The sequence below is a fragment of the Pontiella desulfatans genome (assembly GCF_900890425.1).
Lineage (GTDB): Bacteria > Verrucomicrobiota > Kiritimatiellia > Kiritimatiellales > Pontiellaceae > Pontiella > Pontiella desulfatans.
Map to the genome: position 1 here is coordinate 1291753 of NZ_CAAHFG010000002.1, position 11723 is coordinate 1303475.

Genomic DNA, 11723 nt, shown 5'->3' on the forward strand with positions numbered 1-11723 from the left:
ATACCCAACCCGGCGGAGCCGGAACCAAATTTTACCACCCGGTTGCCGCTTCGCTGCCGTCGCTTCGCGCCAGCCTCACTTCGTGTCGCTAGAGAGCACCGAGACACAGAGAACCCCATCCCTCTGTGCCTCCGTGTCCTCAGTGGTAAAAAAATCCGTCGCAAACATGATAGGATTTGAATAGAGAGGGACTAAACGGGATATGCATAACCGATATCTAACCCACCGGGAGGATGATACTAATTTCGTGTCTTCTTGAATATCAGGGTCCATCCGTGTTCATCCGTGGTTCCATCCCCGAACTAAGGTTCATTCGTTGCCTTCCACTTTTTTTGCCACGTCGCGGTAGGTGATATCGACGGCATAGATTTGCCGGAAACACTGTTCCGCCTGGTCGGCATCGCCCGAGGCCATGCACAATTCGCCGAGTTCGTAGAGGACTTCCTTTTTCGTTTCATCCAGGGTCGGTAGTTCGGCCAGGGCGTTTTCCAGCTGTTCGCGCGCAATCGCAGGTTGTTCCTTGGCTTTGAAGGCCTTGGCCAGGTAGAGCAAAGCGCGGGTGCGCCGTTGCGGGTTGCGCTGCGCCTGTTGGAATTGCTGGATGGCTTCGGTGTGCCTTCCGCTCTCGAACAGCAGCTTCCCGAAATCGAACTTGAGTTGGAGGTCGTTGGGGTAGCGCTCCACTTGGCGCGCGGTGTTTTCCATGCGCATATCCGCCAGCTGTTTCCGGAGTTCGGCAACCTTTTCCCGGTCGTCCGCATCCTCGGCTTCGGCAAGCCTGGATGAAAGCAGGAGCTCCTTGGCGGTCAGCAGTTTCTGTTCAATCTGCGGATCGGGTGCGCCTGCGAGTTCCTGGCATTGTTCCAGGGTGGAGAGGGCTTGTTCATAGTCCTTGCCCCGCAACAGCAGGTCGGCCAAGGCCGTGCGATAGTTCAGGTTGCCAGGCTCTGCTTCAATCTTGGCGAGGAGCAGTTCGCGTTCGTCCCGTGTTCCGGTCGCATTCTCCCGCATCACGTCGCGATAGCTCTCCGCCTTTTGCCAACCCGCTTTGCCCATGGTCAGCCGGGCGGCGGAATCCTTCAGTTCCTTCAGGGCTTCCGTATCCGTGGGTTTGAGCCTGCTGATCTGTTCGCGGCATTTATACTCAAGGTCGAACTGCTCCGTCGTGCGGTAGAATTTTGCCAGGGGCTCCAGTACCGCAAGGGCGGGCGGCGCGTTGTCGGCCAGGATCCCAAGCGTCAGGATGCCGATCTCCGGAAGCCCCGCCCTTTCCGCCGCATCGCACTGCGCCTTGGCGAACTTGAGGTTGAGCGGATCGATCCGAAGCAGCTTTTCCGAAGCCGCGATGGCTTGAAGGGCATCCTTTTTAATCAGCGATGAAATCTTCAGCAGGCCGGGCATGGCTTTGGCGACGGCCAGTTTTGCGGGAGGGTGGGCCTTGGCCTTTTTCACGGCCGCCGCGCGCAGCAGTTTCCGCACCTGCAGCAACCGGGGTTCGATGCCCAGCGCCAACTCGAACATATCCATGGCATATTCGAGGTTGCCGCGCTCCATGGCGGCGATCCCCTTGTCGTAATAAGCCCTGACGCCCTGCGGCGCATCCTCAAGTCTAACCTCGGCCATGTTCGTCTCCATATTCCGTTCTGCGTAGTTCGTATTGCTACACCAGATAAGGGGAAAAGGAAAACCGAAACCGGTGATAGACCGTTTGAACCACGGAATACCTGGAGCAGCGGTGCCGCAACCAAATTATTTGAAGCTACAGATGAACACCGAAGACACGGATTTTTTACCACAGAGATCTCAGAGACACAGAGCATCCTAACCCTCTGTGCCTCAGAGTCCTCTATCGCAGCGGGTGGTAAAAAAAAATTGCCAGGAAAACAAGAAATTGACGGATAGTAGTACAGAATACACGGAACGGGAAACAACCATGTGGGGCAGGCAAACCCGCACCACATGCTGGATCCGCGTTGCGGTGTGTCCGGGGACTCCCCTACAGCACGGGGGTCATGAGGGCGGCGAGGTTTTCGGCGAGCTTTTGCAGGGAGGGGCGCTGGAGCCATTCGTTGAGGTTGAGTTCGGTGCTTAGCGAGATGTCTTCCAGCACCATGAGCTTGAGCTTGTTGACGGCGTTCTGGTCTTCGAAGAGCACCGTGGTTTCGTAGTTGAGTTCCAGGCTGCGGACATCCAGGTTGGCGGTGCCGACGAGCGCGATGCCGTCGTCGACGACCATGGCCTTGGCGTGGATGAACGGGGGTTTGCGCAGGAAGATGCGTACGCCGGCGGAGAGCAGTTCCTCGAAAAGGGCCTTGGAGGCGAGTCCGGCATAGCGGTGGTTGTTTTTTTCGGGGACGACGATGCGCACATCGATGCCGCGGCGGGCCGCGGAGCGCAGGGCCTTGAGGATATCGACGGTGGGCACGAAATAGGGGGTGACGACGAGGATTTGCGTCTTGGCCAGCACGATGGCGTTGAAGAAGGCCTCGCCCACGAGTTCGGGGGGGGCGGAGGGGCCGCTGTCGATGATGCGCGCCATTGCGGAACCGCAGGCCTGGGCTTTCGGGAAGTGCGGGGATTGCAGCAGGTTTTCGATGGAATCCTCCGTCATGAAGAACCAATCGCTCAGGAAGGAATATTGCAACTCATGCACGAGCGGGCCTTCGACCTTGAAGTGGTAGTCGCGGATGGCTTTGCGACCTTTTGAAGTGATGTTTTCACCGGCAATGTTCACCCCTCCGAAAAAGGCGACCTTGCCATCGACCACCAGGTTTTTCCGATGGTTGCGCAGGTTGATCTGGAACTGGCGTTTGAGGGGGTTGGCCTGGGTCCATCCGCAGATTTCCAGCTTCTGGACGGTGCGGTATTTGCGGAACATGCCGCCGAGGTAGGCATGGGTTGAGCCGAACGTATCGAACATGAGCCGGACTTGCACGCCCTCCTCGGCCTTGGCCTTCAGGGCTTCGAGGAATTTCCGGCCGGTGTCGTCGCGGTTGAAAATGAAGCTTTGCATGTGGATATGGTTCTTGGCGGAGCGAATGGCCTGGAGCATGAGCGGATAGGCCTCGTCGCCGCCGACCAACGGGGTGATGTGGTTGCAGTCCAGTAGCGGATGATCGGGATTGAGCTCGTCGATCGATTGGTTCAGCTCGCGACTCTGTTGGTTGGAAAGTTTACCGGGGAGGGCGCGGAAGCCCAGGTGCCCTTGGCCCGCCTCCTCATGCTGCTTGTTCCGCTGGAGCTGCATCAGTTGGTTGGCCGCCTTTTTTGCAAGGCCCTTGAGCGGAACACGGTCGATGCCGAACGAAAGGTAGAGCAGGGGGCCGAACAGGGGGAGCGACCATGCCACAAAGATCCAGAGGACGGTGGCGCTGGCATTGCGCCGGCGTTTCAGCGCATGCAACGTGACGCCGATGAAGGCGACGATGTGCAGCCCGGTGCTGATGACCACCCAGAATGTGAGATCGTGAGTCGCTGGTTCCATGGAATGCATGCTAATGGGGGCGGGTTTTAAATAACAGTGAAAAGTGGGCTTCCCGGTATTGCCATCCTGAGGGAAGGGGCTACCATTCATGGGATGAAATTCTTGCTGTACAACATTTGCTATGGAACCCACGGGAACCAGAAAAAACTACCCCTGCTGGGAATGCTGGGCCGCACGAGCAACCATCTGGACGAAATCATCGATTTCATTGGCGAACTCAATCCCGACGTGGTGGGGCTGATCGAGGTGGATAGCGGATCCTACCGCTCGCAACGCAAGAGCCAGGTGGAGGAGATTGCCGAAAAGCTGGGCCACTTCCATTCCTACCGCTCCAAATACGCGTCCGATTCCAGGTGGCAGTCCATCCCCATCTACAACAAGCAGGGGAACGCGTTCCTGGCCAAGGATACGATCCAGAACGAGAAATACCACTATTTCGAACGGGGGATGAAAAAGCTGGTGATCGAGCTGGAGCTGGAGAAAGTTACCTTCTTTCTCGTTCATTTGGCCCTGAGCTACAAGGTGCGGCAGGATCAGCTCCTGCACCTCTACCATATGATCAAGGCGACCAACCGCCCCTATATCCTGGCGGGCGACTTCAACGCCTTCCTCGGCGAGAAGGAGCTGCAGCTGCTGCAGGCCGCAAGCGGGTTGCAGAATGCGGATCCATCGCTCCAGCCCTCCTATCCCAGCAAAAATCCGCGCAAGCACCTCGACTTCATCCTTCACAGCCCCAAAATAAAGATCAACAAATTCGAGATGCCCCGGGTTGAGCTTTCAGACCATTTGCCGCTTGTGGTGGATTTCGATATTATCGACACTGATGCAAACGAGGTGAATCAATGAATGGGTTTCTAATTGGAATGGCGGCCACGCTGGTGCTCGTGGGAGCGGTCTGGATTTGGCTGAAGGCAAAGAAGAGCAAACCGGCCAAGGAGATCCGGGTTTTCTCAAGCATTCAGCAACTCAAGGCGATCGGGCAGCTTTCGGTCTACAAGGTGCTGACGAAAGAGATCGTGACCGAAACCGACCATACCTGGGGCGAGTTTGGCAACCGCTATCTGGGTTGGGTGCTCAGTGGCAAGAAGATGGCCATGATCTTCGAGTTCGAGATCGACTTCCGCTACAACCTCCAGAGCCCGTTGTTCGAGATCAAGGAGCGGGGCGAGGATTCCTATTCGGTGACCATGCCGCCCTGCGACTACGAGGTGCACATCCGCGATATCCGGTTCTACGACGAACAGGGCACCAAATTGCTGCCCTGGTTGCTGCCCGACCTGCTGAACGGATTCATCAGTGGCGGATTTTCCGAAGAGGACAAGAACAAACTCGTCGATGCCGCCAAAGGCCACGCCCAGAAGCAAGCGCTGGAACTCATCAACAATATCCAGTCCGAAGTCCAGAAGTCGGCCAAGACCACGCTCGAATCCATCAGCCGGGCCTTTGGCGCAACCGATATCGAATTCAACTTCTCCACCAAGTCGGCGCCCGAAATCGAAGTCGCCGTCTCCGAAAAAATCGCCTCCTAGGGGCTGCTGCCATAGAGGCGGGTTGCTGGATTCCCTCAATGGGTGCTTGGCTTTCCGGTGGCCTGAATTGGCGCGACACGGGCGAAGCCGTTTGCTAGCTTGCCAGACCTATGGGTAATGAATGGCAGACCAGACAGACGCTGTTGATGCGGGCAAAGAACCAGGACGACGATGCGGCCTGGGAGGAATTCGTGAAGTACTACCACGATTTTATCGTGATGGTTCTGCGGCAGATGAACCTCTATTCCGGCGATTTCGATGACCTGACGCAGGACATCCTGATTAAGATATGGAAAAACCTGCCCGCTTATATCTATGACGAGGATCGGTCGCGGTTCCGAACCTGGTTGAGCCGCTTGATCCGCAACCAGGTGCTCAACCACATCCGTGCAACGCAACGTCGTAATCGAAAGCATACGGAAGCCCTGGAAGATGAAACCGCGGAGAGTCTTTCGGTCATTACCGAGCCGGACGTGGAAAAGATCATTGAAAAGGAGTGGATGGTATACATCACCCGGCTGGCACTGAAGAATATTTCATCCCTCTTTTCCGAACGGGCGATCGAAGCGTTTTCCATGAGCATCGATGGCAAGAGCACGGCGCAGATTGCCGAGCATCTCGGGGTGAAACCCAACTCGGTCGTCAAGCTGAGGAATCGGATCAAGGAGCGCCTGGTTAAGGAAATCCGGTTCCTGCGCGAGGAATTGGAGCCGGAATGAGCGCAAAACCTTCCAACGACGATAGACTTGACGATATGGCCGGGAAGCTTTACTCGCTCTATGATGATGAGGGGGAATCGGCGGAGGAGTTCGTGGGGGCGATCTATTCCGAGCTGCGAAGCTTTGGCGACCGCTATGTCGATGCGCGGGTGTTGGCGCGGGGTGGCATGAAGAAAATCAGCCGTGTATTCGATACGAAAACCGGGCGGCAGGTCGCGATGGCCGAGCTTCGCGCCAATGCCCCGCTGGAACTATACGAACCCTTTCTTCGCGAAGCCCGGCTCACCTCCTTGCTGGAGCATCCCAACATTATTTCAGTGCACGACACCGGGCTTCTGCCGGATGGACGTCCTTTCTTCACCATGGATTTAAAGCGGGGCGATTCGCTGGCCGATATCCTGCGGAAGAGCAAAATGCCGCATGAGCAGTTGCTTGAAATCTACATCAAGCTTTGCGACGCCATTTCCTATGCCCACTCCCAGAAGGTCCTGCACCTCGACCTGAAGCCGGAAAACATCCAGGTCGGCCGGTTTGGCGAAGTGTTTATCTGCGATTGGGGCTTGGGGAAAATCATCGGGTCGGATGAAAGCGAGGGAATCGAGTTCGACGAAATTCTTTTCAATCCCGACTTGCTCAACAACATGACCCTCTCCGGGGAACTTAAAGGCACGCCCGGCTACATGGCGCCGGAACAGTTTGAAAAAGGCGGCATCAAGACCTGTGGAACCGACGTCTATGCACTGGGTTGCCTGCTTTATGCGATCCTCACCCAGAAGCCGCCCTTCGCAGGGACGGCCGAGGAGATCCGCAAGCAAACGCTGGCGGGGAAGATCGTTTCTCCAATGAGCGCATTTCCGAACAAATCCATTCCCAAAGGGCTGAATGCCGTCACCATGAAAGCGCTGGCGCTGAGTCCTTCCGACCGCTACGCCTCCGTGGCGGAGCTGCGCGACGATGTGAAAAACTATCTCTCGGGTTTTGCGACCACCGCGGAGAATGCGGGGTTTCTAAAGGAAGCCAGCCTGTTTTATAAGCGCAACCGGCCGGCGTGCCTGGTCGGGGTCGCGGCGATGGGGGTTGTTGTGCTAACGACATCGCTGTTCATTGTCAAACTCCAGAACAACATTGTGGAAATCAATCGGTCGAACGAGCGCACGACGGCCCAGCGCCACAAGGCGGAGGAGGCTTCGCGGCGCTACCGCGATGAGCTGGTCCGCTATACCCGGCTGCTGGGCAGCCTCTCCGGGGACCTGAAGGTGGAATCGCAGGAGTTGGCGCGTTCCCTGATCTATTCCGACCCCGTCCTGGCATTGGAGCTTTCGATGCAGCGGCTGAAGTTCCTGTTGTCGGATGAAGACGAGGCGAATGTTTCATCGCAGATTGGCTACACCTATTTCATCATGCAGGACTTTGCGTCCGCCAATGAATATTTCGATCCCCAAAATCCGGTCTTCGAGGATCTGATGCCGATCAGCCGCAAGTACGAGGTGCTCAAAACGGGAACGCTCTTGACGATCGGGCAGCTGGTTGAGTTGATCAACGAGTTGGCGGCGCATAGGAAAGACCGCAAGCCATTGCTGGAAAAAATCTTGGTCTACGACCACGCCACGCGGGAGGGTCTTCTCGAATACGACCAAGTGGTGGGGGCGGTGTTGCGCGGTTGGAATAAAGAATGGACCGATGGACGGTTCGAATATGATCCGCGCGGCGGCCACCTCAAGATGACCGGGGAGCATCTGGTAAAGTTTGCACTCATCTCCGAAAACACCTCGGGCGAGAGTCCGATCCGCTTCCTCGATGTGAACCACCTGGAGGTGCAGGGAACCGGGCTGAAGGATCTCAACGAAATCAAAACCCTCCCGATCCAATCGCTCGATATGCGGGATACGGCGGTGGACGATTTAAGCCCCATCGGTCTGTTTTCTTCGCTGGAAACCCTGGTTGTATCCAAAAACCGGTTTTCCCGCAGGCAGCTTGCCGAACTGCCCCAAACGCTGAAGGTGGTCGAGCGCTAGCGACGAAGTGCGGAATTAATCAAAGAAGGGTCTAATTTCCCGCCCCTCAGGGGCGCATTATTGAGGAGCTGTGCTGAAGGCACTACACAGTTTAGCCCATGGCAACGCCATGGGAACAAATGATGGGGATGATTTGCCCTGAAGGGGCAACACAAATGCACGGCTAATTGTGTTGCCCCTTCAGGGCAAATGTCAGGGTTCAACGGGAACCTTGGGCTTTGCCCAAGGCTAAAATGTGTAGCGCTTTCAGCGCAAAAGGCATTATGAAGATACTCCGGCCCTTGGGTCGGGGAGCGTCATTTTTCTTTCCCTTCGGCGTCACTCTTTTCCCGTGCCTGGTGTTAAAGCTCCCATGCCATTCTCTAAAACATATCACCCTGAATGATGGGCAACGTATCCAGTAGTTTGTGCCGGGAAGTTTTTGTGGATGGTATCACACGGGCGTCCCTGCGGGTTCAGGTTTTGGACGAGTGGGTTGGCCCCGCTATGACCGGATACTTGAACAATGGGGTTGGAGCAATTCGTCGGCGAGGACAGAAAAGGTAGATGAAGCGGAACGTTGAAAGAATAGCGGTCGGGTTGGTTGCGGATGCCGGAACGGTGCAAAAGTTCCGCATCCGTGTTCTTCTTTGTCTCTTGGGCGTGTCCATCTGTTCCGCAGATGCGGTCGCAGCCGTCGGTCGAATAAATCTATCGGGCATGACCGGCGTTGAGTTCAAAACCGGCATGGCGGATCAGGGGGTCCCTGTTTTCGATGATCTCACCTTTGGTGTTTCGGCCTCTCGAATCGTCATGAAACTGGATCAGATGATGGTCAATAGCATGGTTGTTCCGGTGCCTGAAAACTCGGTCATGAGCAACCAGACGGCGTTGGTCGAGTTTGTACGGAAAATCAGGGATCGGGGAGGAATCCATTTCAATCTGATTTTGAGCCGCCGAAAATGGAACCTGCATCTGGCGGCCAATCAGGAGGGATGGGCGAAGGATATTGCCCATGCCTATGCGGCGCTGGATGATGCCGGTTTTTCCGATCAGGTGGCCGGGTTCCGGTTTGATGAAAATACGCCCTTGCATGGCGCGCCCTCGTCCACGGCATTGTGGGACGCCCGGCACAACGGGGTGCTGGGGGCGTTGGATGAACTTGCCGGCCGGATCGGCGGAGCCGCGGTTCAATTGCGTTCGGTCTTCATCCACGGGAAGGGGTACGGTTCGCAGTTCAAGGGCGTCAAGGCATCGTCCGACGGCATGGATTTCCCACAGCAGATGAATGCGCGCTGTCTGGACTATGCCTATTCCTTTAAGTGGTATCAGGAAGGGGAGCCAACCAACGGAACCACCTTGGTGGATTGGGAGAACCATTTCCGGGACACCTCCGGGTTTTCGGAAGTCCATGGGCTGGGCCGGGAGCTGGTATTCGCCGGGGACGCGGGCGATGGACTGCGGGCCGACATTCTCAATACAACGACCAAAGCCACCGCAATCTGGAAGGTCTTTCAGCAATATGGCTGGAGCAGCACGTTTTTCGGGCCGTTCCTGCGCCCTCCGGAATATGGCGGGCGCACCATCCTCCACTACTCCAACGGAAGCAACCTGTCTGAAAACAGTGCCATCATGGACTCGTGGGAACAGTGGCATGCCGGAGTGGCTCCCTATGCCCTGTGGGCAAACTCGGCATTTGCCGGCGCGCCCGATGCAACGGATGCGTCGGCCGGCGGCAATCCCGATGGAGATCGCTGGACGAACTATCAGGAATGGCTGCTCGTCTGCGATCCGCTGGTGGCCGATGCGCCACCGATGGAGTCAATGGTTCGTGATCCGGGGTTTGTGGTGACGTTCGATCGTCGAATCACCGACCATGCCGCTGCCCGGGCGCTTTGGAGTTCCTCGCTTGTTTCCGGAACCTGGGCCACCAACGGGGTGACTGAAACCGTGGTGGAATCTTCCAACGATGTGGAAACCATCGAGGCCGCCGTTCCATTGGATCAAACCCATAAATTTATCCACATCGGATTTTTTTAAACTTACACGTCCTCTTCTCCCGTTGCCTGGTGTTAAGGCGGCATACGGAAACCCATGTCCGGGGCTTTTGTCCCGGTTTCCGGGGTTTCCACGGTCTGAACATCAAGGAAAAGGAGAAACAGGAATGAGGAAACAAATCGTGTTGGTGGCATCGTTGCTGGCAGGAGGCCTGTTGGCGCAGGCCCAAACCCAGACATGGGATCCGGATGGAAATTCCATCAGCGACGGCGGGGCCGGAACCTGGGATTTGGCAACGGGGAACTGGATGACGGGGGCAACCTGGGTCAACGGCTCGGATGCCTTTTTCGGAACAGGAAGCTACAACGTGACGCTGGGAACGGGGGTTGTGGTTCACGACCTGAGTATTGCCGAAGGAGCCGGGACGGTTAATATCCAATCAGCGGTGGACGATACGGCATTGACCGTAGCCGGGAGCTCAACCTGGAACCTGGGTGGAAATACCCTGCATATGGTCAACACGACTCCTGATACCCGTCTGAGCATGACCAGTGGAGAAACATTGACGGTAACCGGAGGTGGAACCTTCAATACCGGAGAGCGACCCAATGACGGGACGACCGGCCTCTGGGACGTCAATGGAGCGACGCTCGACTTTCAGGCCGATGTACTCATCGGCAATCAGCGCAGCATTGGCGAATTTGCGCTCGTGAAACTGGGAGCCAATTCAACGTTTATCAATCAGCGTAACGCACACCAGACGTTCAACAACAACTGGGAGTTCGGCGGCGGAACCATCACGTTCCAGAACAACTGGGCGAATAACGGAAACATAACCGTGAATGGAACGGTGTCCGGATATGCTGACGAGTTTGTAATTGATATGGCCACTCCCACCAGCGGGAATCGGCTGGTCTACCTGAATAATTCCGCAGCCTACACCGCCGGTACGAATCGGATTGCCGAGGCGGTGGTTCAACTGAATGCCGACCATGGTCTGTCCAGCTCGGTCTTGGTCCTCGGGGGTGTGTCAGGAAAGAACAGTTATTTGAATATGAATGGTCATGACCAATCCACCCGGGGCATTTCCAATGACATTGGAAACACCCGCGAAATTCGGAATAACGCCGCCGTCACAACCTCCACGCTCACCGTTGATGTTGAAGCGGGCAATAGTTTTACCTACTCCGCCAACTTTAATGGCGCGGGCGTGATTAATCTGGTGAAGACGGGAGATGGAACGCAGGTCATCCAGCGGGCCAGTGGACATACCTCGGCTCTTGATACGCTCTCGGTCGAAGGTGGCGAACTGGTTTGGAACGTCGGCGGTAGCGGAAATAGCGGTACGGTTAATGTCGGAATTAACGGTACACTCAGTGGTTCCGGCATCCTCAACGGTGCCACTACGGTGGCCGGCAACCTGATGCCGGGCAACAGCCCCGGAACACTGACCCTCAACGATGCCCTGACGCTGGAGTCCACCGCAACCTTGACGCTTGAAATCACCGGAACCGATGCCGGGTTGTACGATGTGCTGCTCAACGACGGTGGCGACACGCTGACTGCGGGCGGCACGCTCGTGCTCGACACCACAGGCTACACTGCTGCGCTGAACGATACCTTCACGGTCTTTGAAAACTGGGGCGGTTTTTCGGGTGGTTTCGACGGCATCAGCGGCACCGACCTTGGCGGCGGGATGAGTTTCGACACCAGCAACCTACTGGTCGATGGAACGCTGACAGTCGTCCCGGAGCCGGGAACACTGGGCATGCTGGTTGCCATGGGCGGCGGCCTCATCTGGATCCGCCGCGTGTTCATGGTTTAGATCTTCATTTAATCGCGTGAAAAGCCGCCCGAGCTTTGTGGACGGTTTGATGAAAGGCGGGGCTATTTCCCCGCCCTTCTGGGGCGTATTATTGAGGAGCTGTGCTGAAAGCACTACACAGTTTAGCCCATGGCAACGCCATGGGAACAAATGATGGGGATGATTTGCCCTGAA

General features: G+C 56.5%; 8 protein-coding genes. 6 read left to right on the plus strand and 2 right to left on the minus strand.

The genetic code is table 11. The features are described 5' to 3' along the window. Positions 1–309 precede the first annotated feature (309 nt). Complete coding sequence (locus tag E9954_RS20825; protein ID WP_168442463.1) at positions 310–1623, minus strand: tetratricopeptide repeat protein; 1314 nt, start codon at positions 1621–1623, stop codon at positions 310–312. Between the two features lie 373 nt (positions 1624–1996). After that, complete coding sequence (gene cls, locus E9954_RS20830) at positions 1997–3484, minus strand: cardiolipin synthase (RefSeq protein WP_168442464.1); 1488 nt, start codon at positions 3482–3484, stop codon at positions 1997–1999. A 93-nt stretch (positions 3485–3577) separates the two neighbouring features. On the opposite strand from cls, the gene E9954_RS20835 reads away from it, so the two are divergent. From E9954_RS20835 to E9954_RS20860, 6 genes are all read left to right on the plus strand, one after another. Continuing rightward, positions 3578–4330 (plus strand): endonuclease/exonuclease/phosphatase family protein, encoded by a 753-nt coding sequence (locus E9954_RS20835; RefSeq protein ID WP_136081196.1) that lies wholly within the window; start codon positions 3578–3580, stop codon positions 4328–4330. Continuing rightward, the gene (locus E9954_RS20840; protein ID WP_136081197.1) at positions 4327–5013 is read left to right on the plus strand and encodes a DUF4230 domain-containing protein; all 687 of its coding nucleotides are present in this window, start codon (positions 4327–4329) and stop codon (positions 5011–5013) included. The genes E9954_RS20835 and E9954_RS20840 overlap by 4 nt, the downstream gene beginning before the upstream one ends. Positions 5014–5123: 110 nt before the next feature. Beyond that, on the plus strand, positions 5124–5732 hold the full coding sequence (locus E9954_RS20845) for an RNA polymerase sigma factor (RefSeq protein WP_136081198.1): 609 nt from the start codon (positions 5124–5126) through the stop codon (positions 5730–5732). Then, the gene (locus tag E9954_RS20850) at positions 5729–7747 is read left to right on the plus strand and encodes a serine/threonine protein kinase (RefSeq protein ID WP_136081199.1); all 2019 of its coding nucleotides are present in this window, start codon (positions 5729–5731) and stop codon (positions 7745–7747) included. The genes E9954_RS20845 and E9954_RS20850 overlap by 4 nt, the downstream gene beginning before the upstream one ends. Before the next feature lie 546 nt (positions 7748–8293). Next, positions 8294–9766, plus strand: coding sequence for a hypothetical protein (locus E9954_RS20855; protein WP_136081200.1), 1473 nt, complete (start codon positions 8294–8296; stop codon positions 9764–9766). Between the two features lie 124 nt (positions 9767–9890). Then, positions 9891–11549 (plus strand): PEP-CTERM sorting domain-containing protein, encoded by a 1659-nt coding sequence (locus tag E9954_RS20860; RefSeq protein ID WP_168442465.1) that lies wholly within the window; start codon positions 9891–9893, stop codon positions 11547–11549. Positions 11550–11723 lie beyond the last annotated feature (174 nt).